Below are 22,661 nucleotides of genomic sequence, written 5' to 3' on the forward strand. Positions count from 1 at the left end.
GGTCAGTCCAGCTTGGTGTCTTGCTCATGGTCGGTGTCGCCGCCCGGCCGCGATCCGTCCCTGCGGTTGCCCGTCTTGGTGCCCTTCTCCGTGCCACGCCGTGACCTCGAGTGCTTTCCTGGGGCCATCGTGATCACTCCATCGGCACCGACGTACCGGCCCAGCTGCGTCTTCGGATCCAGGCCGACCGCCGTCTCATCCATCTGATCGACGGACATGAACGGCTCAAGCCGTGATAGCCCCCACGGTCGCGGACAAGCCGCCGACCGCCGATCAATTGCCGCCGCAAGCGGGATGCGATCTGCATATCGATACATCTCAGATTCCTTTCCTCGTAAGGTCTCAATCGTTGTCGGCGACAAACGATCCGATGTCGGCACACCGATCGTCAGCCGCCGTCTCCTCGCCCTGCCGCGCTTCTGGCCGCACGGTCAGACGTTGGCGCAACCGCGTAAACGCTGACCCCTGTCCGCTCCCGGATGGTCCGGACACGCATCTCCGGACAAGGACCCAGATGCTCGAAGGTGGGCACAACCACACCGGCGGCCTCATACCTCACGATTGCCTGAAGCAACGACTCGAACGCGCTGTTCCCAGACTGCTCCCGATAGGTCGCACCGAGCACATAACCCTCCCGGTGGGCCCAGCCCGCCATCCGCCCAGTCAGTTCGATCTCAGCGGTCGCACAGCCGCTCACCCGCACGAACCCCAGCATCAGGGGCCGCATGAGCGACACCAGACGTAGTCAATTGGCCGTACCCACTCGTCTGCAATCACAGAAACTCTCCGTTCACTGACTGTCAGATCCGGAACGCTCAGTGCAACTGTGCCTTCATTCAGACCTTGTGTCAACCAAGCAATCAACTCTCCTGGTTCACCCAAGCTGTACTGTGAGAGTGAGAGGAATCAAGCCCCTGAGCGTTGAGCACGTAGGAGGATCCATCCCGTGGCACACGCGTATCAGCAGGTGCTGGAGGATCTGACCCGCGCGATCTACGCCGGCAGGTACCAGCCAGGCGACTTCCTGCCGACAGTTCGCGACCTGGCCGACGAATACGGGATCTCACCATCGACCGGCCGCCAGGCCGTCAACGAACTGCAGCGGATGGGACTCGCGTACTCCGGATACGTCAACGGGAAGCGCGGCGTGATCGTTCGGTCGCGTGGCCGCACCGACTTTCACGCCACCGACGCGCTACGTCCAGGCCGGGCGGGATCTGGCACTGACGCGTTCACCGAGAACGCCCGCAAGACGCATCGGGTCCCGGCGAAACGGTTCACGATGGTTATGCGCGTACCGCCTGCGCACGTTGCCCGGCGTCTGGGGCTACCTGCCGACACGATCGTCGTCGAGCGCACGACACTCCAGTTGCTCGACGGCGAGCCGTGGTCGCGTGAACGTAGCTGGTACGCACCCGACCTCGCGGCGAAGACCGGCCTCGACTCCCCGCACGACATCGAAGAGGGGACCATTCGGCGCCTGGCTGAGCAGGGCTTTCGAGAGACCGCCCATCGTGACGAGGTAACCGATGCGGCCGCCAACGAGGAAGACTCGGCAGACCTGGGCGTCATTCTCGGCGCGCCATTGCTGGTGCAGACACGAACCGCAGCCACCGACACCCGCGTCACACGCGTTACGCAGACAGTGCGACTGGGCGGACGAAACCGGCTGATCTGGGAGACCGGTAACGAGGAAGGTATCGACGCGATCCGGCGCCAGCTCGCCGAAGGATCCAAACTGGCCGACACCGTGGACGATGAAGCACCTACCGACGGATATCGCGAGTCGACCGAGGGATCCGAGTTGTGACATTCAGTCTCATCAGAGCGACTTCCGGCGACTCACCGATCGTCGCCGAGTTGCTGACCGAGCGCGCCGCCTGGCTCGCCCGACGCGGGATCGCTCAGTGGTCCAAGAAAGATCCCGCGCGCGACACCGCAGCAACCGTAGGAACCGGTGAGACGTGGTTGCTGATCGACGACACCCGCCGCGCCGTCGGAACGATCACCCTCAGCACCCGCGCCGACCACGATTTCTGGAGCCGGTCCGAGCGCGCCGCTCCGGCTCTCTATGCGTCGAAGATCGCCACGCGGACCGACTGCACCGGCCAGGGACTCGGACGACTACTGCTGCACGCGGGCTTCATGTACGCACGCCGCCGCGGTCTCTCCGTTTTGCGGTGGGACGTTTGGCGTACCAACGAACAACTGCAGACCTACTACCGTTCGCTCGGCGCGACTCTCCTCCGAGTCGTCGTCGTACCAGGCCGGTCCAGCGGCGCCTTGTTCGAGTGGAAAGCGATGGATCGCGCCGTATGGGCCGCAGGGTCACCACACCTCGTTGCGGTCGAGGCACCTGAGGGCGAACTCCGCCAGATCGATGCGCTCACCGAACAGAGCGTCGTACGGCTCGGCGCGGATGAGCGGGACCGTCTTCAGCCCTCTGAAGCCAATCATGTTCACCGGATGCTCGATCTGAAGTACCTGGCATCGCAGGAGCCGCTTGCCGTTGGCCCCACTGACGTCGCGCCGTCGATCCTCTACCACGCCGGAGACGCTTGGCGGGTCGGGCAGCTTGTCGTGATCGGTTCGGCTCTCGGTGGCCTGCGACCCGGTCTTGTTTACCGGATCGCTCATGCCGGGGTCGAACCCAGTTGCCGGGTCGCACTCAGAGGCGATCTGGTCCAGGCACCGCAGGGCGCCTCGGTCTGACGCGTGCCGCGGGCTAGCCGAACAGCGTCGGGTTGGGGCGGACTTCGCCGACTCGAACACCGCCGCCGAACAGCGGGAAGGTGGTCTGCTTCTCGATCACCTCGTGCTCGAGACCAAGCCGACGTACGGCAGCCGCGATCACCACGGACGATGCCCTCGAAGCGCCGTCCTCAACCTTGACGGCGATACCGCGGCCGTCTGCGAGTCCGACGGCGTACACGCCCTCAGCGCCGATCTTGCACAACAGGCCAGGTACTGCTCGCATCAGCGCGGCCTCGTCGCGCCTACTCCCGCTGGCGTACTCGGGGTACTCCCGGAAGGCGGTCGCGATGCGGCCCTCGTGGGTGTCTGCCGGGGCGGCCGCGAAGAGGCCGAAGGAGCGTGCGAGGCCAGCGAGACTGATCGCCAACAGCGGCGCTCCGCAGCCGTCGACCGCGACGTGCGCGACCTTCTCGCCGGCGCTGTCTTCGATCGCCACGCGAATCGCTTGCTGCAGCGGGTGGTCCGGAGAGCGGTAGTCGTCCTGTCCCCAAACGCCGTCCGGACTCTTCTCCCTGGCCGGGTCGTGGATCGGCCAGCCGTTCTGCACGCAGGTCGCGACCATGGCTGCGTGTTTGCCGGAGCAGTTCATCGTGATCTGCTCGGGCGCGTGACCTGATCGGACCCACTCGTCGCGGCTCTGATCGTCATAGGGGTACGACGCCGGCGTGCGCAACGCAGTCTCATCGAGGCCGACGCTCGCGAGGATCCGCCGTACGCCGTCCACGTGGAACTGCTCGCCCGAGTGCGAGGCACCGGCCAGCGCGAGCAGCTCATCCGTCAGCGGGAGGCCGTTGCGGAGCATGCCCAGGGCCTGCATGGGCTTGTTGGAGGAGCGCGGGAACATCGGCTGGTCCACGATGCCGGCGGACCAGGCGACGGTGCCGTCGGGGTTGGTCACGACGACGGAGCCGCGGTGGTGGCCTTCGACGAAGTCGCTGCGGACCACGTCCGCCAGGATCACAGGTTCGGTCACGGCTGAACTGTACAGGTGCAAAACCCACAGTTGCGAATGAAACCTAGGGCCTGTCGGGCCCGGCGGCTGGTCACGGTTTGGACTCTCGGGGGACCAGGTCTTGTCAACGGTTATTCCAATGGTTAGTTTAACCGCCACCCAAATCCCTCAGGGACGAACAGAAACCCCCAGGGTTCAACACGCAGGAGGGTCAGCACGATGACGATGGACAGCTCGCGGCTTTCGCGCCGTGGATTTCTCGGGATGGGACTCGCCGCCGGCGTCATCACGTTGACGGCCTGCGGATCGGACAACGACAAGGCTTCGTCGTCCGGCGACGCCACCGCCGCCAACCTGGTGATGACGGTGTGGGGCGGCGAGTCCGACAAGACGGCGTACCAGAAGCGGATCGACCTGCTGGTCAAGAAGTTCCCCGAACTGAAGGTGACCCTGCAGCTGATCCCGAACGACGGGTACGCGCAGAAGGTCCAGACGATGATCGCCGGCGGCAAGGGCCCGGACATCATGCAGGTGGCCGAGAGCGTCAACGTCTACTCCAGCAAGAACCAGATCCAGCCGCTCGACGAACTGGCGAGCAAGGCCGGGATCGATCTGGAGAAGCGGTTCGGCTCGATCGGCAAGCTGTACTCGTACCAGGACAAGGTCTACGCGATCCCGGACCGGTCCGGCGCCATGATCGTGTTCTACAACAAGACGCTGTTCGCGGCGAAGGGCATCAAGGCGCCGAGTGCGGACTGGACCTGGGACGACGCGCTGTCGGCGTTCAAGGAGCTGACCGTCCCGGGCAAGCAGTGGGGCTACGCGGGCTCGGGCTGGTGGGCCCAGTGGTGGAGCTTCGTGTACCAGAACGGCGGCAAGATCATCGACGACAGCGGCAAGCCCGCGGTCGCCACCGACGAGGTGATCGAGGCCCTGCAGTGGGCCGGTGACCTGATCTTCAAGCACGGCGTCGTACCGACCCAGAAGCAGTACGCCGACATGGGCGCCGATGTCGGCGGTGACGCGGCGTTCGCGAACGGCAAGGTCGCGGTCAACACCACCGGGTTCTGGGGTATCAGCGGCCTGACCAAGAGCAAGATCGACTGGGACATCGCGCCGCTGTGGAAGGGCAAGCAGCAAGCGGTGACCGCGTTCGGCAGCGGCCTGGCAGTCTCCCGGACCGCGAAGAACCCGGCCGCCGCGCTCAAGGCGATCGACTTCCTCACCTCGCCCGAGGCGCAGCAGCAGATCATCGCCACCGGTCAGGACGTGCCGGCCAACATCGAGGTGCAGAAGAGCGAGGCGTTCCTGAAGCCCGCCTGGATGACGAAGCCGGTGAACATGAACGTCTTCGGTGACTCCAGCGGCTTTGTGTACCGGGCGCCGTTCATCCCGCAGTGGAACGAAATGCAGAAGGCGTTCGACGACGGGCTGGCGGACTTCTGGCTTGGCAAGCAGGACGCGCGGACCTCGCTGACCGCGATCCAGAAGCGGCTCGAGACCATCGTCAAGCCGGCCTGATGTCGAGGTTGCGCCGCCGCGAGGCGCTCTGGTTCTACCTGTTCGCGTCGCCGTGGATCATCGGCTTCGTGGTCTTCCTGCTGGGGCCGATGATCGCGTCGATCTACATCTCGCTGACCGACTGGGACTCGTTCACCCCGCCGAAGTGGGTCGGGCTGCAGAACTACACCCGGCTGCTCACCGACGACCCGGTGTTCTGGAAGGCGTTGTGGAACACGTTCTACTACGCGGCGATCTCGGTCCCGCTCGGGCTGGTGATCGGTTTGTGGCTCGCGAACCTGCTGAACAAGCAGGTTCGCGCCCGCAAGGTGTTCCGGACGCTGATCTACCTACCGACCCTGGTCCCGCTGGTCGCCACCGCGATGATCTTCAAGATGGTGCTGGCGCCGTCCGGACCGCTGAACGACGTACTGGGGATCTTCCACCTCCCCGGTCCGTCGTGGCTGCTGGAGGCGGTGTGGGTGAAGCCGGCGCTGATCCTGCTGTCCGTCTGGGGCGCCGGCGGCGCGACCGTACTGTTGCTCGCGGCAATGAAAGGCATTCCCCGGGAGCTCTACGAGGCGGCCGAGGTGGACGGTGCGTCGGCGATCCGGCAGTTCTGGAGCATCACCGTCCCGCAGCTCACCCCGATCATCTTCTTCAACCTGATCATGGGGCTGATCGGCGCGTTCCAGGTGTTCTCGCAGGTCTACATCCTGACCAAGGGCGGCCCGAACAACGCCAGCCAGATGATGGTGCCGATGCTGTTCGACGAGGCGTTCAACTTCTACCACATGGGGTACGCCTCGGCGATCTCGTGGCTGTTGTTCGCGGTGATCCTGGTGTTCACCCTGCTGGCCTTCCGCACCGCCCGGCGCTGGGTGTTCTACGAGACCGAGGTGAAGTGATGGCAACCGCACTCTCCACAGCGACTCCGGCCCGGGAGCGCAGTACGAGCAAGGAGCGCGTCGTCGGCGTGTTCCGGGCGTCGCCGTTCACGTACGCGACGCTGATCATCGTGTCCGCGGTGCTCTGTGTGCCGCTGGTCTTCGTGGTGTCGATCGCGCTGTCGAGTGACCAGACGGTCAACGCGAACACGTTCACGATCCTGCCGCGCGAGTTCCACTGGGACAACTTCACCCGGGTGTTCGGCACGGACCTGCCGATGCAGCGGTTCCTGCTGAACTCGATGATCATCTCGGCCGGCGCGGTGATCGGCCAAGTGCTGTCCAGCGGCCTGGTCGGGTACGCGTTCGCACGGTTGCGCGCACCGGGCAAGAACGCGCTGTTCATCATCGTGCTCGCGACCATGATGATCCCGGCGCAGATCACGATGATCCCGCAGTTCATCCTGTTCAAGGAACTCGGCTGGGTGAACACCTACCTGCCGCTGATCGTGCCGAACTTCTTCTCGAACGCCTTCAACGTGTTCCTGGTCCGGCAGTTCGTGTCCCGGCTGCCGAGCGAGATCGACGAGGCCGCGATGGTCGACGGCCTCGGCTTCTTCGGGATCTACCGCCGGATCATGCTGCCGATGCTCGCCCCGGTACTGATCGCGATCGGCATCTTCACGCTGACCGCCACCTGGGGCGACTTCATGGGCCCGTTGATCTACCTGAACGACGAGTCCAAGATGCCGCTCGCACTCGGCGTGCAGTACATCACCAGTACGTCGGCCGCGCTGCAGGCGCCACCGTGGAACCTGGTCATGGTCGGGTCGATCCTGCTCACCCTGCCGATGATCCTGGTGTACTACCTGGGACAGCGGTACCTGTACGAAATGGACATCAGCGGCGGGAGTGCGGGGGTCAAGTGACAGTCGAAGTGGACGCGCGAGGGATCCGGATCGACGGTGACGCGCAGGTGGTGTTGTGCGCGTCGCTGTTCTACTTCCGGTTGCCGCGCGAGCAGTGGCGGGAGCGGCTCGAGCAGGTTCGCCGGTCCGGGTACACCTGTGTCGACGTGTACCTGCCGTGGAACTTCCACGAGGTCTCCCCCGGCCAGTGGTCGTTCGAGGGCCGTCGGGATGTCGCCGCGTTCCTGGATCTCGCGTTCGAGCTGGGTCTGCACGTGATCGCCAGACCGGGTCCGTACATCTGCTCGGAGTGGGACGGCGGCGCGCTGCCGGCCTGGCTCGGGCTGGACCCGGCGCTGGGCGTCCGCCAGAACGAGCCGCAGTACCTCGCCCAGGTGACGGCCTGGTTCGACCAGGTGCTACCGATCATCGCCGCCCGTCAGCAGGGTGCGGGCGGCGCGGTGATCATGGTTCAGCTCGAGAACGAGTTGGACTTCTTCGACTGCGCCGACCGGCCCGGGTACCTCTCCGCGTTGCGCGATCAGGCGGTTGCCCACGGCATCGACGTACCGCTGATCGCGTGTTCCGGGCAGGGCGATCTCTTCGGCGCCACGGGCAACGTCGAGGGCGTCGTACCGGCGTGCAACTTCTATCCGAACGACGATTCGCCGTTCGTCGAGGAAGAGGTACGGCGGTACGCCCAGCTGCTCGCGGAGCGCGGGCTGCCACTGCTCATCACGGAGACGAACCGGCGGCACCGGACGTTGCGGCGGATGCTGGCGAGTGGGGCCTCGCTGCTCGCGCCGTACCTGCAGTCCTCCGGATGGAACTTCGGCTACACCCCGTCGAGCGGGAACTGGGGCCGGCCCGGGAACTTCATGAGCCACGGGTACGACTTCAATGGATACGTGTCGTCGACAGGAGTGGAACGACCCGAGTACGCCGAAGCGCAGGTGCTGGCGTGGGTGCTGGCGGCGCTCGGACCACGGCTCGCGTCGGCGACTCCGGGCGAGTCGATCGAGGTGGTCACCGACTTCCCGACCAGCTCGTCGCACTCGGTACTCGAACTGGACGGCGGTGGGCGACTGGTCGCCGTACCGAACCTGGGCAGCGACGACGGACAGGCGATCGTCGCCGGGATCCCGGTTGCGGTCGCCGCGGACTCGTGCCCGTTGATGCTGCTCGATCTGCCGCTCGGCGAGACCACGCTCCGGCTGGCGTCGGCCGACCTGATGGACTCGCGGCAAGGCCTGCTGTTCTGCTCGTCCGTTCCGGTCACCGTTGCCATCGGCAACACCACGGAGGAGATCCCGGTCGGGTCCTCGCGGACGGTCGAAGGTGTCGTGGTCACCGTGGAGCCGCCACCGGAGGTCGACACGCCGGAGGCCACCGACGTACAGCACGGGACCGTACGGCGACGTACGTCGGCGGCACCCTCGACACCGGCGGGCACCCATGAACTCGCCCCGACGCTGGAATCCCTCGGCGCGTACCGCGGACGGGGCACGTACACGGCCACCACCGACCTGACCGACGAACTGCTGGTCGTCGGCGCGGCCGACATCGTGGACCTGTCGATCGGCGGCCGCGTCCACACGCTGGCGGGGTTCGGCGCGACCGAGCGCATCGATGTCCGCGGGCTCACCGGCGAACTCCGGGCGACCGTCGAGATCTGGGGCCACGCGAACTTCGACGACACTCGGCTGCCGTCCCTGCGACTCGGCGCCCTCCGCGGCCTCGGCTCGGTGTGGAACGTCGTCGAGACGCACGACCTCTCCGCACTCTGGACGGTCGACGGTCACTGGGCCGGCGACCCGGCGCCGCTGCGCAGCCTCACCGGCTGGAGCAGCACCCGCATCGGTACGCCGATCACCTATTCGCGCGCCATCGCACCCGACAGACCGGCCGCCCTGCACCTGGACGGCGTACGCGAGCCCGTCGCGGTGACGGTCGACGACGGGCAGCCGGTCACCGTCCACGCCGAGAACCCGTGGGTGATGCTGCCCGCGGGAACGAAGCAACTCTCGGTGACGGCCCCCCACCATCCGACCAGCGGCGGGCTGCGGGCGGAGCTGCTCACGCTCAGCCCGATCCTGGACTGGACGTGCGCCGTCCAGGACGACGAACTGCTCACCGCGTTCGCGGTTCGCCGCGAATCCGGGACCGAGATCGAGCTCCCGCTGACGCTGGCGCCGGGCGCGGAGACCTGGCTCGACGTGGAGCTTCCAACGTTGGAGAATGGTCTGCTGATCCGGCCGGACGGCGCTCAGGTCCGGATCACCGGTTGGGCCTCCGGGGAGTGTCTCGGACGCGTCTGGCTCGGAGACCGGCCGGCGTTCTCCGGCGGCGATCCGGACGTACTGTGGATTCCGCCGGGCTGGTCCGGACTGACGCTGCTGGTCCAGGGCGTCGCCGGTCCGGCCACACCGGAGCTTCGTACGATCGGGATCGAGACTACCTAGGGGGAGACCGTGCCGCGGCAGACGTCTCGGGATCTGCGCAACGAGAGCCGGTTCGAGGTGCTGCACGCGCTGTTCACGCTGGGCCCGTCGACCCGGCAGGAGATCGCCAGACACACCGGTCTGAGTACGGCGACGGTCGCGACCCTCGTCACGCAGTTCCTGGCGGAGGGCGTCCTGCGGATCGCGACGGTCGAGCAGAACACGGTCGGCCGCCCGTACGAGCGGCTCACCATCGACCCCGACCGCGGCCGCATCCTCGGCATCGACGTGGCCGAGACGTACGTCGACGCGACCGTGTACGACGTACGTCTCGAGCCCCTCGGCCAGAGCCAGGTCGCGCTCGACGAGCACCAGAACGGCGAGGCGTACGTCGTCGACGGCATCGTCCGCGCCATCGACGCCGCGGTCTCGGCCAGCGGCACCACGCGGGACCGGATCATCGGGGCCGGGGTGAGCATGCCCGGCCAGGTCCGGCCGGACGCCGGCGTCTCGGTGTTCGCGCCGAACTGGGACTGGCACGACGTCAGGATCGAGGCCCTGCTCGAGGAGCGCCTCGGCCTGCCGGTGTACGTCGACAACCCGCTGAAGGCCGTCGCGCTGTCGGAGCTGTGGTTCGGGGTCGGCCGGACGGCGAAGAGCATGGCCGTGATCAATCTCGGTACCGGGGTCGGCGCCGGGATCGTGATCAACCGGTCCCTGCTGCGCGGCGAGGCGAACAACGCCGGCGAGTGGGGGCACACCCTGCTCCAGCTCGACGGCCGGCCGTGCCGGTGCGGCCGGCTCGGGTGCGTCGAGGCGTACTTGGGGGTGGAAGGGCTGCAGGCCACGCTGGCCGAGATCGCGCCGGACCATCCCGCGCTGCAGGAGCCGCAGCAACGCGGATTCGTGGACGCCGTCGCCGACGGGCTGACGCGTGACGACACCGCGCTGGCCGAGCTAGCCCGTCGTACCGCTCACTACCTCGCGGCGTCGCTCGGCGACCTGGTGAACCTGCTGAACATCCCGCAGATCACGCTCACCGGCTGGACGACCGAGGCCCTGGGCGACTGGCTGATCCCCGCGGTCCGTTCCGAGCTGCCCGATCACGTCCTGCCGGGCTCCCGGCTGAACCTCACCGTCGAGGCATCTGGTGTTCCGGGCAACCCGGTTGCGCTCGGTATGGCGGCGTTCAGCCTCGAACGCTTCCTCGGCACCCTGGGCCTGGCCAGCCGGACCAGCCTTCCGGCAACCGGCCGCCGGCTCCGCTCTCCCGCCTAGCTCAGAGCCGGGACCGGACGTGCAGGCCGACCTCAGGGTCGACCAGGAGGTCCTGCGTAGCGGTCACCGTGGGCTGGTCCTCCGCCACGATCTCCAGTACGGCGGAGGGGTCGACGTTGCGCTTGACCAGGGCGAGGGCGACCGGGCCGAGCTCGTGGTGGCGGGCCGCGGAGCCGATGACGCCGACCTGCTTGTCGCCCGCGCGAACGGCGTACCCGTGCGCCGGCAGGTGGTCGACAGAACCGTCGAGCAGCAGGCGAACGATGCGGCGCGGCGGGCGGCCGAGGTTGTGGACCCGCGCGACGGTCTCCTGGCCGCGGTAGCAGCCCTTGTTGAGGTGGACGCCGACGCCGAGCCAGCCGAGCTCGTTCGGGATGGCGCGCTCATCCGTGTCGAGCCCGAACCGCGGCGCCCCCGCCTCGATCCGGAGCGCCTCGTACGCCCAGATCCCGGCCGCAGGGCCTTCCAGCCCAGCCAGCTCCGCCCGCGGCAGGAACACCTCGTGCCCACCCAGCGAATCATCACCGCTACGGCTCAGGTGCTCACCTTCGGCAGTTCCAGGGCGCCAGATGATCGCGTAGTCGTCGGTCACGTCCGCGATCTCGACGCGGGACATGAACACCATCTTCTGCAGCCACTCCACCAACGCCGCCGCGGCGCCCGGCTCCGTGTGCAGCCAGAACGTCTCGCCGTCGTCGACGCCGTACATCACGTGCTCGACATGCCCGGTCGGGGACAGCAGCAGCGCGGTCGTCGACGTACCCGGCTTGAGGCCTTCGAAGTACTGCGTGGTCAGTGCGTGCAGCCAGGTCAACCGGTCCGGGCCGGTGATCGTGACCACGTCACGGTGCGACAGGTCGACGAACGCCGTACCCGCGACCAGGGCCCGCTGCTCGCGCAGATCCGAGCCGTAGTGCGCCGCGACACCGGCGTCGGGTCCGTCGGCCTCGACCGCGCCGGGCCGGTCCAGCAGAGGGCTGCGCATACGTGACATGTCACCAGAGTACGTCGGCCGGCGTACGGCGAACGCCTCCCCTCGTGGGATGTGGACAGACCTCGCCGGTTGCGAGTCTGGAGACATCAAACGACGGAGGGAGCAGGACGATGAACGCGAGGCAGTTCCGGTTCGGTGTGGCGGGAAGTCCGACGACCGGCGACGAGTGGATGAAGACGGTCCGGCAGGCGGCGGATCTCGGGTTCGCGACCGTGCTGATGCCGGACGGGCTGCAGCTCCCCGCGCCGTTCTCCTCGCTGGCGATGGCGGCCGCGGTCGCCGACATCCGGGTCGGTACCTTCGTCGCGGCCGCGCCGCTGCGGACGCCGCGACAGGCCGCCTGGGAAGCGCACACCCTGACCGTGCTCACCGATGGGCGGTTCGAGTTCGGTATCGGCACCGGACGTCCGGTCGCGGAGCAGCAGACGGCCGAGGTCGGCCTGAAGTGGGGAACGGCCCGGGAGCGCCGGGAGCAGGTCATCGAGACCCTCGACCTGCTGCGCGAGCTCGACGGTGAACGCCGTACGCCGGTCATGCTGGCCGCCGGCGGGCCGAAGGCGCTCGCACTGGCGGCTGAGCGGGCCGACATCGTCTCGCTGGCGAAGGACGCGACCACTCCTCGTGCTGAGGTCGCGGCGGTGGCTCGTGAGCTGCGAGCACTGGCCGGCTCCCGCGCCGACGACATCGAGCTGGCGATGAACCTGCTCGCGGCGGGCACCCGCCCGCTGCCGCCGTGGACCAAGCGCGCCTCCGGCGTCGACCCCGACGAGCTCGAAGCGATGGACTCGCTGATGCTGCTCCGCGGTACGCCGCGGGAGATGGCCGACGAACTCCTCCGCCGCCGCGACCAGATCGGCGCCAGCTACATCAGCGTCAACTCCGGCTACCTCGAAGACTTCGCCTCCGTCATCGAACTCCTCGACGGCCACTGACGCGCTGCCCTCCGACTTTGAGCACCGATCAACCAAAAATCCGGTTCGGAAATGGTTGGTGGGTGCTCAAAGAAGCCGGCTGGTGGTTGATCGGGGCACAAAGTACAACAGCGCTGCCCGCCGGTCTGTGGTCCGGCGGGCAGCGCTTGAGGGGTGGGAAGGTGGTTCAGGCGTCCGTGGGACGGGTCGTGACGGCGGCCGGGGCGTCGCCGCCGTGGGTGTCGCCGGCGGCGAAGGCGACCTCGTCGAACGGGTCGTTGCCGGCGAAGACCTGCTCGGCCTGGTTCTTGTCGAACTCGCCGACCCAGTGGCCGACCAGGACGGTCGCGACCGCGTTGCCGGCGAAGTTCGTCAGCGCCCGGGCCTCGGACATGAACCGGTCGATACCGACGATCAGACCGACGCCGTCGACCAGCTCCGGCCGGTGCGACTGCAGACCGCCGGCCAAGGTCGCCAGGCCCGCGCCGGTGACACCGGCCGCGCCCTTCGAGGCGACGATCATGAACAGCAGCAGCGAGATCTGCTGGCCGAGCGAGAACGGCGTGTCCATCGCCTCCGCGATGAACAGCGACGCCATCGTCAGGTAGATCGCCGTACCGTCGAGGTTGAACGAGTACCCGGTCGGGACGGTGATACCGACGACGGACTTGTCGACGCCGAGATGCTCCATCTTGCCGATCAGCCGGGGCAGGGCGGTCTCCGACGACGAGCTGGACACGATCAGCAGGAACTCGCGACCGAGATAGCGGAGCAGCTGGAAGATCGAGATCCCGGTGACCATCCGCAGAATGGTGCCCAGGACAACGATCACGAACAGCAGGCAGGTCAGGTAGAAGGCCAGCATGATCTTCAGCAGGCTGACCAGCGCGGTCGAACCGGCCGCGCCGACGACCGCCGCGATCGCGCCGAACGCACCGATCGGCGCCGTCCACATGATCATCGACAGGATCTTGAACACCAGCCGCTGGATGTGGCCGATGCCGACCAGGATCGGCTGACCTTTCGAGCCCATCGCCTGCAGCGCGAAGCCGACGAGCAGCGCGACCAGCACGGTCTGCAGGACCTGGCCCTCGGTGAGCGAGGAGAGCAACGACTTCGGGATGATGCCGAGGATGAAGTCCGTCGTACTCGTGTGCGCCCCGGCGGCCTGTTTCTGGCCGGCCTCGCGGAGCTTGTCGGTCAGGTTCAGGCCCGAGCCCGGCTGCACGATGTTGCCGACCAGCAGGCCGATGGCGAGCGCGACCGTCGACATCACCAGGAAGTAGACGAGCGCGAGACCGCCGACCTTGCCGACGCTGGCGGCCTGCCGGACCGAGCCGATGCCGAGCACCAGCGTGCAGAAGATGATCGGGCTGATCAGCATCTTGATCAGGTTCACGAAGCCGGTGCCGATCGGTTTCAGCTCGGTCGCGAAGTCGGGGAACAGGAACCCGACACCGATGCCGAGCAGAACGGCGACGATGACGGCGATGTAGAGGAAATGGGTCCGGTCGTTGCGCACCGGAGTCGGGCGGGGTTCGGTCGGGCTCGACATGGTCGGGACTCCCTGTATCGGCCTGGCGGAGGGGTATTGGGGGTAACTGTGACGTGACGCACAGGAGAAGCGCGCATTTCGTTCATATCGTTCGCCGCGCACATTCGGTGCAGACTGTTCGGCATGTTGCATCGGCCGTGGGAACTGCGCCGCCAGGTCCTCTGGTTGCAGACCGTCACGGTCACAGTACTCATCGCGATGGTCTGGGTCGTGATGGTCAGCCGCTCGCGCGCCCAGGCGCTGCGGGACCAGGCCGCGAGCGGGATCGCCGCGCCGAGCTGGTGGGAGCTGGCCCGGCTGGACCTGCGCTCGATGCTCGGCATCGCCAGCCTGATGCTCGGGGTCGCGATCGCGGGCAACGCACTCGTCACCTGGCGGGTCCGCCGGGCCACGCGCGGCGTCGGGACCCAGTCGCTGGCCCGGATGCTCGACTTCTATGAGGGCGTACTGCACGCGGCGCGCGAAGGGCTGCTCCTGCTCGACCTCGACGGCCGGGTCCAGCTCGCGAACGACGAGGCGCTGACCCTGCTCGGACTGAACTCCGTTGCTCCAGGTACGCCGCTGGAGGAGCTTCACCTCGGCGCTCCGCTCGCCGAACTGCTCGCGACCGGGCGGACGGCGTACGACGAACTGCACCTTGGCGCGCGTGGTGTCGTGGTCGTGAACCAGCAGCCGTCCGGGCGCGGGCGAATCGTCACGCTGCGGGATCACACGCAGTTGCAACGGCTGCTCGGCGAGCTGGACGCCGTACGGAGTTTGGCGGAATCGCTGCAGGCACAGAATCATGAGGCGTCGAATCGGCTGCACACCGTGGTCAGCCTGATCGAGATCGGGAAACCGGAACGGGCACGGGAGTTCGCGGTGTCGGAACTGCAGTTCGCACAGGCGATGACGGATCGGGTCGTCGGCACGGTCGGCGACCCGGTGCTCGCGTCGCTGCTGCTCGCGAAGTTGTCACAGGCCCAGGAGCGGGGCGTCGTACTGACGCTCGATCTCGGGCACGAGACGCTGAGTACCCGGCTGCCGGCGCAGGACGTGGTCACCGTCGTCGGGAACCTGCTGGACAACGCGATCGAGGCCGCACGCGGCGGTACGGCGCCGCGGAAGGTCGAGTTCCGCGCGGCGACGACCGCGGACGCGGTGGACCTGGTCGTGACCAACACGGGTGCCGAATTGGGGTCGGTGGAGTTGGCGCACATGTTCGAGCGCGGGTGGACGACGAAGGCCGAACCGGGACACGGGCTGGGGCTCGTGCTGGTGCGGAGCACGGTCGAGCGGTGGCAGGGTTCGCTGATGGTCGATCCGGATTCCGAGCTGGACGAAGTACCGGCGCTGACCGTGCGCGTGCGGCTGCCGCGGGCGGTGGGTACGAGTGCCTGACCTCCGCGTACTCGTCGTCGAGGACGATCCCGTCGCCGCCGAAGCCCACCGCACGTACGTCGAACGCCTGCCCGGCTTCACCTGCGCCGGAATCGCCGGTACGGCGGGGCGCGCACTGCAGGTGCTTGCGCGCGGCAACATCGACGTCGTCCTGCTCGACATGAACCTGCCGGACGGGCACGGGCTGGACGTCGTCCGCCGGATGCGGGCCCTTGGCAACCAAACGGATGTGGTCGCGGTGACGTCGGCGCGCGAGGTCGCGGCGGTGCAGGCGGCCGCGCGGATCGGGGTCGTGCAGTACGTGCTGAAGCCGTTCGCGTTCGAGACGTTACGCGACCGACTGTCGGCGTACGCCCGCCAGCGCCGGGCCGCGGCTCTGGGTGAAGTCGTGGCCGATCAGGACGAGGTGGACCGGCTGTTGCATCCGGCAACCGTCTCGTCGGTCCCGAAAGGCCTCGCCGGCGGCGTCCTCGACCGCGTCGTACAGCTCCTCGCCAACCGCGAGGGCTGGACCGCGGAGGAGGTGGCGACCTCGCTCGGCACCTCGAGAATCACCGCCCGCCGCTACCTCGAACACCTAGCCGACCAAGGCCAAGCCCTCCGAACCCAACGCTACGACGGCCGCAGCGGCCGCCCAAAAGTCGAGTACTCCTGGGTATCGGAGAGTTAGGAACGGACGAGCGTCGCCCAGAGGTGGGGTTGGAGGGGCTGGCCTTCGGCGGCCATGTCGTAGGCCCAGAGGAGTTCGCCGTTGACGAGGCCGTAGAGGCGGTGGCCGGCGGTGACTTCCTTGGCCGAGACGGTGCGGGCCACCACGTCGGTCTGGAGCTCGACCTTGGCGCCGTCGATGTCGCCGTACCAGATCTCGGCGAAGCCGGTCGGGTGGGCGAGGATCACCTCGACCTTGTTGTCCGGCTGCGGGCGCCAGAACCCGGTCTCGACGGCGAGCGGACGCTCCTTGGTGCCGTCCTCGCCGACCACGAACGTCTGGCTGACGTAGTGCAGGTACGGCTTGCCGTTGTGGGTGAAGTCGATCTGCTGCCCGAACTCGAACTTCTCGATCGTCGGGTAGTCACCGTGCCCGCGGCCCTCCCAGCGACCCAGCAGCCACGCGAGCGGGATCAGGTCCGGGTGCAGGTTCTGCGGGATCTCGAACGCCATGGGGTCACTCAGTTCGCACTACGGCCGCGATACAGCCGGTAGACGACGAACGCCGAGAACCAGCCCATGAAGACACAGACCAGGACCAGCAGCGTGGTGAAGACGACGTGCAGCACGTTGGTCAGTCTAGAGGATGGGTACGGCGGCCTTCCGCCGCCACCACGTGACATCCCGCACGCCGCGGATCCCGGCGACCGGCTACCTTGGCGGCATGTCCCGCACGCTGGTGATCAAACTGACCGCAGGCGCCGAGGAACCCGAACGCGCCAACCAGGCCTTCACCGTCGCCGCCACCGCGGTCACGGCCGGCGCCACCGTCTCGCTGTGGCTGACCGGCGAGGCCGTCTGGTTCGCCGTCCCCGGGCGCGCCGAATCCTTCGACCTCCCGCACGCGGCCCCGCTCGCCGACCTCCTCACCGCGGTCCTCGAAGGCGGTCAACTCACCGTCTGCACCCAGTGCGCCAAACGCCGCAACCTCACCGAACCCAACCTCCGCCCCGGCACCCGCCTGGCCGGCGCCCCCACCTTCACCGAAGAAATCCTCACCGAAAACACCCAGGCAATCGTCTACTAACCCCTCCCACCTGGGCGACCCACCACTCACCGCCCGCTCCACGCGCTCCCCCGTCTTCCGCATTTGATGGGTCAGCCAGCCAAATCGGGGGTTTGTGACCTGTAACCAGGGTGTAGAACCCCGCACTTCGCTGGTCAACCCACCAAATGCGATCGGGCGGCTGGGTGCGGGTGGGCTGGGTGCGGGTGGGCGGGGTGCGGGTGGGCGGTGGACCCGCGCTGGGCGGTAACGCGGACCGGCGCCCGCTGGTGACGGGCGCCGGTCGGTTGGGGCGTGTTGGTTGTGTTGGGGTCGTTAGCGTTCGCGGCCGGAGTCGTTGCCTCGGCCGTCGTTTCCGCGGCCGCCTGTGCCCCGGCCGGTCTCCTGGGCGCGCTGCAGGTCGCGGCCCGAGCGTCCGTTCACGCTGGCGTCGACGCTCTCGGCGCTCACGGAGGTCAGGGGTTGCTGGTCCTGCCGGATGTTGTCGAACTGCGCCTTCTCGTGGGACGGAAGGTCCTGCCCACGTCCGGTCTGCTTGCCGTTCTGCTGGCCCTTGGCCTCGGCGATCGCCGGGTCCTCGGCGGCCTGCTCCGGCGGACGCCACTGCGAGCCCTGCGCTTGGCTGGTCGGGCGGCTCTCGGCTTGGGCGCCTGGGCTCTGGCCGTCGTCCTGGCCAAGTCCCGCGGTCTCGTCGACGGCCGTCTGCGAGGCGTCGGCGAGCTGCTGCGTGTTCGGCCCCTTCGGCTGCGGGGGCTGCGCACCGTCCTGTCCGGCCTCCGCCCCCTGCCCAGACGCCTGCACCTGCTGCGTATCAGCCTGCGGCGCATCAACCTGCTGCGGGTCAACCTGCTGACCGTTCACCTGCTGGCCGTCGACCTGCTGCGTATCGAGCTGCGGTGAGTCCACCTGTCGCGGGTCGACCTGCTGGTCGTCCTGTCCCAGATCGTCGCCGTCCTGCGCCAGGTCGTTGTCGACGCCGGTTTCCTCGGCGACGTACGGGTTCACCCCGTCCTGCTCCGCGTCCGCCCGAGTCTCTTGCCCGGTTTCCTCGGCGACGTACGGGTTGACGCCGTCCTGTTCCGCGCTGGCGTCGGTGTGCTGCTCCGACTCGTCCAGCCCTGGGCCGTCCAGCTCGTCCCCGTCGAGTGCCGAGTCCTGCTGCTGACCGTCTTGATCGAAGTTGTCCTGCTGGAAGCGCTCGTCGTTGTCGAGCGCACCCTCCTCGGCCACGTACGGGTTAACACCTTCCTGCTCAGCAGCAGGGTCCGTCTGACGCTCGTTGTCCGCCTCGGCCGACCGGTCATCCACGGCGTTGTCGGCGTCGACCGTCGACTCGTTGTCCGCGTCGAGCGCGGGGTCCTGCTGCTGACCGTCCTGATCGAGGTTGTCCTGCTGGAGGCGCTCGTCGTTGTCGAGCGCACCCTCCTCGGCCACGTACGGATTGACGCCCTCCTGCTCAGCAGCAGGGTCCGTCTGACGCTCGTTGTCCGCCTCGGCCGACCGGTCATCCACGGCGTTGTCGGCGTCTACCGTCGACTCGTTGTCCGCCTCAACCTCGTCCTGACGGTCCTCCGCGTTGTTCTGCTCGTCCTGTTCGTCGGCGATCTCCGCGGCCGCGGCTCCCGCGCCGGCGGCCGTCGCGGCGGTGGCCGGGTCGATGCCGTCCCCGCGGTCCTTCTGGCTGTCGCGCTCTTCCTGCTTACGCTTCTCCGCGTCCTGCTCGTCCCGGGCTTCCTCGCGGCGCTCGACAGCGTCGTCCACGCCGTCGCCGTCGCGGTCGTTCGCGTCGTCGAGCTCGTCGGCGGCCTCGTCCCGGCGCTCGGTGGCGTCGTCGCGGTGGTCCTGGTCGAAGTCGGTCCGGTTCTCGACCCGATCGTCGATCCCGTCCCGGTCCCGGTCGTTGTTCAGGTTCGCGTCCGCTTCCCGGTTCTCCTCCTGCAGCCGGTCGACCTGGCCGCGCAGGTTCTCGTTCCGCGTCTCGAGTTCCCGGACGCGCGCCTGGGCCCGCTCGGCGTTGCGCTCGTACTCGCGGGTGCGGTCGATCACGCCTTCGTTCGAGTGCGGGTCGGGGCCCCAGCGATCCCGGATGACTCCCGATTCGATCCCGATCCGGCGCCGCTTCGACGACGTCAGCCGGTCCCAGACGTTCTTCCCGAGGCCCTTGACGCGGTGGTAGGCGGCGACGAGGTGCTGAAGGAGGTCTTCCGCTTCCAGTTGATCTCCTGCCATCAGGCCACCTCGCTCGCATAGACGGAGTATCCGAAGCCGGCCGCGTTGTCCTCCGGCCCCGGCTGGGACGCATACAGGTGGAACTCGGCTCCCGGGCGGAGCCAGACCGCCAGGTGCCGGCGGCGGCCGCGCCATTCCGGTGGGATGCGCAGGTCGTCTCCGGGCCCGACGTACACCGGCGGGCCCCAGTAGCGGCGGGCGACCTCGAGCTGGGCCGGCCAGTGCTCATCGAGGCCGTCCTCGGCCTGCGACAGCTCCGACGCACCGATCTCGTACGCCGACCAGCCGCTGCGCGGCGACTCCGGCAGTACGGCGTCCGGCAGCACGAGCATCACTGTCTCGCGCTGGGTCACCAGGCCCCAGGTGTACCGATCGGGATCGATGTTCCCCGGCGCCCAGGGCATCCAGCCGGTGGCGTCCGTGACGCGGTTGACCAGGGCACGGATCGCGTCCATGCCGGTGGCCGGCGGCCCCCAGATCGGTCGCCAGTCGACGACCTCGGCCAGATCGGCCATCGCCCGCTCGTCATCGTCGAACGACCGCTCCTGCGTCTTCACTCCGCCACCACTCCTTCCATCAAGTTTGCCCAGAGTATGCCCCGACCGGTGCCACCAACTCGGGTACAGACGCAGACCTGTGGATAACTGGTTCCGGGTACGCCGTTCGCGAGCAGTAACCGCCGTACGCCGTTCAGACGTCTCCAGCTGCGTTGTAGTGGAAACATGAAGCTCCCAGCTCCTCCGACGGAGAAGTCGTTCCCGTCGCCGCTGCACCATCCGCGGGTGGCGACGGTCATCGGGCGCTGGCTCGCAGCCGCCGTGACGATCTGCTTCCTGACCGGCCTCTACAGCCACTTCTTGCAGGACACCCCGGGTTGGCTACCTGTCCCGAGCCGCCCGGCGAACCTGTACCGCGTGACTCAGGGCCTGCACGTGCTCAGCGGGATCGTGGCGGTCCCGCTGCTGCTGGCGAAGTTGTGGACGGTCTACCCGAAGCTGTTCGCGAAGCCGCCGTGGCCGCCGAGCCGGCAGGCGCTCGCGACGATGCTCGAGCGCGCGTCGATCCTGGTCCTGGTCTCCGCGATGGCACTCGAGCTCTTCATCGGCTTCGTCAACACCCTGCAGTGGTACCCGTGGCCCTTCCCGTTCCGGCAGACCCACTACGCGCTGGCGTGGATCATCGTCGGCGCCCTCCTGGTCCACCTCGCCGTCAAGCTCCCGCTGATCCGCGCGAACTGGCGGCGTACGGCCGAGAAGGCGCCTGACTCTTTGCCGCCGGCAATCACCGGGCTCACCCGGCGCGGGCTGTTCCGGACCGTCGCCGGCGCCGCGACACTCGTCGGCATCACGTCGGTCGGCCAATCGGCCCCGGCGTTCGGCCCCCTCGCCGTACTGGCGCCGCGGAAGCCGAACATCGGACCGCAAGGCCTGCCGGTGAACCGTACGGCGGAAGCCGCCGGCGTCACCGGAATCGACGAGAACTGGCGCTTCCTGATCATGGGGCCGCAGCAACTGTCCTACTCACTGGACCAACTGCGCGCACTGCCGCAGAGCCGCGCCGAGTTGCCGATCGCCTGCGTGGAGGGCTGGAGCCAAGGAGCACGGTGGGAGGGCATCCGGATCCGGGATCTGCTCGAACTGGCCGGCGCCCCGGCGCAGTCACGGGTCCGCGTGGTCTCGATGGAGAAGGGCGGCTTCTACGCGACCAGCGAGTTGCCGGAGGAGTTCGCCGCCGATCCGCTCACGTTGCTGGCGCTCCGCCTCAACGGCGGTGAACTGGCTCTGGACCATGGGTTCCCGGCGCGGATCATCGCCCCCAACCGGCCCGGGGTGTTGCAGACCAAGTGGGTGCACCGACTGGAGGTCATCACGTGAAGACCAGAATCGGGCTGGCCGGCGTCGGAGTCGGCGTCGGCCTGTGGGGCCTCTGGCTGCTGCTCGGCGCCCTGGAACCGCCGGCGCTGGTCCGGCTGCCGATCTGGCTGGGTGGGGCCGTGCTGGCCGACGACTTCGTCCTCGTACCGCTGACCGTGGGCGTCGGTTCGCTCGTCGCTCGCTGGTCAGCGGGACCCGATCGGCACCGAACAGTCGGCGCGGTGCGCACGTCCCTTCTGTACGTCGGGATCACCAGCCTGATCGCCGTGCCGCTACTGCTGCGGCAGGGCAAGGGCGTGAACCCGACGGTTCTCCCCCGCGACTACCTCCGCGACTGGTTATTGCTTGAGGCAACGATCATCGCGGGCGGCGTCATCGGCTACTTCTTCACCTGGAGAAGGTCTCGGGCCTCGTCCGGGGACATCGGCGGCCGCTGAGCGAGGGTCGCCAGCGCGGCGGCGCGTTCGACGAGCTCGGCGTTGTGCGTGACCGGGTGGCCCTTCGCGAGCGTCAGGGTGTCCTCCATACCGACGCGAAGGTTGCCGCCCTTCGCCAGTGCGGCCAGCGCGACCGTCAACGACGTACGGCCGATGCCCGTGGCGGACCAGGACGTGACGGCGTCGGGGAGCGCGTTGACGGCGGCGACGAGTGCGTCCGCCGTACCGGGCATGCCACCGGGGACGCCCATCACCAGGTCGCAGTGCACGCGACCGCCGTACGGCAGGCCGTACTTGCCGAGGAGCCGGTGCAGTGCGGCGACGTGCCCGAGGTCGAACAGCTCGAACTCCGGAACGACCTCGCGCTCCTGAGTGAGCTGGAAGAGCTGCGTGACGAACGGCCACGGGTTCATGAACACGTCGTCGCCGAAGTTGACCGTGCCCATGGTGAGCGAGCAGGAGTCGGGTGCCGCGTCGAGCACCCGGAGACGATCCGCCAAAGGATCGGTCACAGCCCCGCCGGTGGAGAGCTGGACGATCAGTGCGGTGTTCTCGCGGACGGCAGCGACGGTCTCGGTCAGCCGGCCGAGGTCCAGCGTCGGCTTGTGCTCGCCGTCGCGGATGTGGAGGTGGATCATCGCCGCTCCCGCGGCCTCGCAGCGCTTCGCGGTCTCGACCAGCTCGTCGAGCGTGGTCGGCAACGCCGGGCAGTCCGCCTTCGCGGTCTCGGCACCGGTGGGAGCAACAGTGATCAGAGTCGACGCCATGGACGAATCCTGCCAGATCGCGCCTCGAAACGGATATTTGCCGGTCGGAGGGTCCGATGACCGGACGATCTCCCGCACGA

The 22,661-nt window shown here is 68.1% G+C and carries 21 protein-coding genes; 13 read left to right on the forward strand and 8 right to left on the reverse strand.

What is annotated here, in order from left to right:
- Positions 1–2 precede the first annotated feature (2 nt).
- Entirely contained in the window at positions 3–317 is a 315-nt protein-coding gene (gene tgmA / locus E0H92_RS41515) for a putative ATP-grasp-modified RiPP (RefSeq protein WP_131460615.1), read from the reverse strand.
- A 629-nt stretch (positions 318–946) separates the two neighbouring features.
- Between tgmA and E0H92_RS41520 the strand changes: the two genes are divergently transcribed.
- Together E0H92_RS41520 and E0H92_RS41525 are read left to right on the forward strand one after the other, a co-directional pair.
- Positions 947–1,810, forward strand: coding sequence for a GntR family transcriptional regulator (locus tag E0H92_RS41520; RefSeq protein WP_131500172.1), 864 nt, complete (start codon positions 947–949; stop codon positions 1,808–1,810).
- Positions 1,807–2,712 carry a GNAT family N-acetyltransferase gene (locus tag E0H92_RS41525; RefSeq protein WP_165550267.1) on the forward strand — a complete coding sequence of 302 codons (906 nt, stop codon included), beginning with the start codon at positions 1,807–1,809 and terminating at the stop codon, positions 2,710–2,712. The genes E0H92_RS41520 and E0H92_RS41525 overlap by 4 nt, the downstream gene beginning before the upstream one ends.
- A gap of 13 nt (positions 2,713–2,725) precedes the next feature.
- Here the strand turns inward: E0H92_RS41525 and E0H92_RS41530 are convergent, their stop codons facing one another.
- On the reverse strand, positions 2,726–3,727 hold the full coding sequence (locus E0H92_RS41530) for an asparaginase (RefSeq protein WP_131460618.1): 1,002 nt from the start codon (positions 3,725–3,727) through the stop codon (positions 2,726–2,728).
- A 198-nt stretch (positions 3,728–3,925) separates the two neighbouring features.
- Between E0H92_RS41530 and E0H92_RS41535 the strand changes: the two genes are divergently transcribed.
- The 5 genes from E0H92_RS41535 to E0H92_RS41555 are packed head-to-tail and all read left to right on the forward strand — an operon-like array spanning position 3,926 to position 10,720.
- A complete protein-coding gene (locus E0H92_RS41535; protein WP_131460619.1) occupies positions 3,926–5,227 on the forward strand; it encodes an ABC transporter substrate-binding protein in 1,302 nt (433 codons plus the stop codon).
- Positions 5,227–6,114 (forward strand): carbohydrate ABC transporter permease, encoded by an 888-nt coding sequence (locus E0H92_RS41540; RefSeq protein ID WP_131500173.1) that lies wholly within the window; start codon positions 5,227–5,229, stop codon positions 6,112–6,114. The genes E0H92_RS41535 and E0H92_RS41540 overlap by 1 nt, the downstream gene beginning before the upstream one ends.
- Positions 6,114–7,022, forward strand: coding sequence for a carbohydrate ABC transporter permease (locus E0H92_RS44855; RefSeq protein ID WP_131500174.1), 909 nt, complete (start codon positions 6,114–6,116; stop codon positions 7,020–7,022). Before E0H92_RS41540 ends, E0H92_RS44855 begins: the two co-directional genes overlap by 1 nt.
- Positions 7,019–9,463 (forward strand): beta-galactosidase, encoded by a 2,445-nt coding sequence (locus E0H92_RS41550; protein WP_202874103.1) that lies wholly within the window; start codon positions 7,019–7,021, stop codon positions 9,461–9,463. Before E0H92_RS44855 ends, E0H92_RS41550 begins: the two co-directional genes overlap by 4 nt.
- A 9-nt stretch (positions 9,464–9,472) precedes the next feature.
- Positions 9,473–10,720, forward strand: a complete 1,248-nt coding sequence (locus tag E0H92_RS41555; protein WP_131460623.1) for an ROK family transcriptional regulator — start codon at positions 9,473–9,475, stop codon at positions 10,718–10,720.
- A 1-nt stretch (position 10,721) separates the two neighbouring features.
- Here E0H92_RS41555 and ygfZ read toward each other — a convergent pair whose 3' ends face one another.
- Entirely contained in the window at positions 10,722–11,714 is a 993-nt protein-coding gene (gene ygfZ / locus E0H92_RS41560) for a CAF17-like 4Fe-4S cluster assembly/insertion protein YgfZ (protein WP_131500176.1), read from the reverse strand.
- A 110-nt stretch (positions 11,715–11,824) separates the two neighbouring features.
- Here ygfZ and E0H92_RS41565 point away from each other — a divergent pair, with 110 nt between their 5' ends.
- A complete protein-coding gene (locus E0H92_RS41565; RefSeq protein ID WP_131500177.1) occupies positions 11,825–12,646 on the forward strand; it encodes an LLM class flavin-dependent oxidoreductase in 822 nt (273 codons plus the stop codon).
- Positions 12,647–12,812: 166 nt separating this feature from the next.
- Here the strand turns inward: E0H92_RS41565 and E0H92_RS41570 are convergent, their stop codons facing one another.
- A complete protein-coding gene (locus E0H92_RS41570; protein WP_131500178.1) occupies positions 12,813–14,180 on the reverse strand; it encodes a cation:dicarboxylate symporter family transporter in 1,368 nt (455 codons plus the stop codon).
- 123 nt (positions 14,181–14,303) lie between these two features.
- Here E0H92_RS41570 and E0H92_RS41575 point away from each other — a divergent pair, with 123 nt between their 5' ends.
- Both E0H92_RS41575 and E0H92_RS41580 read left to right on the forward strand, forming a co-directional pair.
- Positions 14,304–15,560 carry a sensor histidine kinase gene (locus E0H92_RS41575; RefSeq protein WP_131500179.1) on the forward strand — a complete coding sequence of 419 codons (1,257 nt, stop codon included), beginning with the start codon at positions 14,304–14,306 and terminating at the stop codon, positions 15,558–15,560.
- Positions 15,553–16,230, forward strand: a complete 678-nt coding sequence (locus E0H92_RS41580; protein WP_131500180.1) for a response regulator — start codon at positions 15,553–15,555, stop codon at positions 16,228–16,230. The genes E0H92_RS41575 and E0H92_RS41580 overlap by 8 nt, the downstream gene beginning before the upstream one ends.
- On the opposite strand, the gene E0H92_RS41585 is transcribed toward E0H92_RS41580, so the two are convergent.
- Positions 16,227–16,721, reverse strand: coding sequence for a heme-binding beta-barrel domain-containing protein (locus E0H92_RS41585; protein WP_131460629.1), 495 nt, complete (start codon positions 16,719–16,721; stop codon positions 16,227–16,229). The two genes, E0H92_RS41580 and E0H92_RS41585, sit on opposite strands and share 4 nt — an antisense overlap.
- A gap of 211 nt (positions 16,722–16,932) precedes the next feature.
- Between E0H92_RS41585 and E0H92_RS41590 the strand changes: the two genes are divergently transcribed.
- On the forward strand, positions 16,933–17,295 hold the full coding sequence (locus tag E0H92_RS41590; protein WP_131500181.1) for a DsrE family protein: 363 nt from the start codon (positions 16,933–16,935) through the stop codon (positions 17,293–17,295).
- Positions 17,296–17,589: 294 nt separating this feature from the next.
- On the opposite strand, the gene E0H92_RS41595 is transcribed toward E0H92_RS41590, so the two are convergent.
- The gene (locus tag E0H92_RS41595) at positions 17,590–19,503 is read right to left on the reverse strand and encodes a coiled-coil domain-containing protein (RefSeq protein WP_131500182.1); all 1,914 of its coding nucleotides are present in this window, start codon (positions 19,501–19,503) and stop codon (positions 17,590–17,592) included.
- Positions 19,503–20,060, reverse strand: a complete 558-nt coding sequence (locus E0H92_RS41600) for a nucleoside hydrolase (protein WP_238152552.1) — start codon at positions 20,058–20,060, stop codon at positions 19,503–19,505. The genes E0H92_RS41595 and E0H92_RS41600 overlap by 1 nt, the downstream gene beginning before the upstream one ends.
- A 165-nt stretch (positions 20,061–20,225) precedes the next feature.
- On the opposite strand from E0H92_RS41600, the gene E0H92_RS41605 reads away from it, so the two are divergent.
- Positions 20,226–21,377 (forward strand): molybdopterin-dependent oxidoreductase, encoded by a 1,152-nt coding sequence (locus E0H92_RS41605; protein ID WP_131500183.1) that lies wholly within the window; start codon positions 20,226–20,228, stop codon positions 21,375–21,377.
- On the forward strand, positions 21,374–21,814 hold the full coding sequence (locus E0H92_RS41610) for a hypothetical protein (protein WP_131500184.1): 441 nt from the start codon (positions 21,374–21,376) through the stop codon (positions 21,812–21,814). The genes E0H92_RS41605 and E0H92_RS41610 overlap by 4 nt, the downstream gene beginning before the upstream one ends.
- Here the strand turns inward: E0H92_RS41610 and E0H92_RS41615 are convergent.
- A complete protein-coding gene (locus E0H92_RS41615) occupies positions 21,757–22,581 on the reverse strand; it encodes a beta-keto acid cleavage family enzyme (RefSeq protein ID WP_131500185.1) in 825 nt (274 codons plus the stop codon). The genes E0H92_RS41610 and E0H92_RS41615 overlap by 58 nt on opposite strands.
- Positions 22,582–22,661: the final 80 nt, after the last annotated feature.

Origin of the sequence: Kribbella speibonae (genome assembly GCF_004331375.1) — a bacterium.
GTDB lineage: Bacteria > Actinomycetota > Actinomycetes > Propionibacteriales > Kribbellaceae > Kribbella > Kribbella sindirgiensis.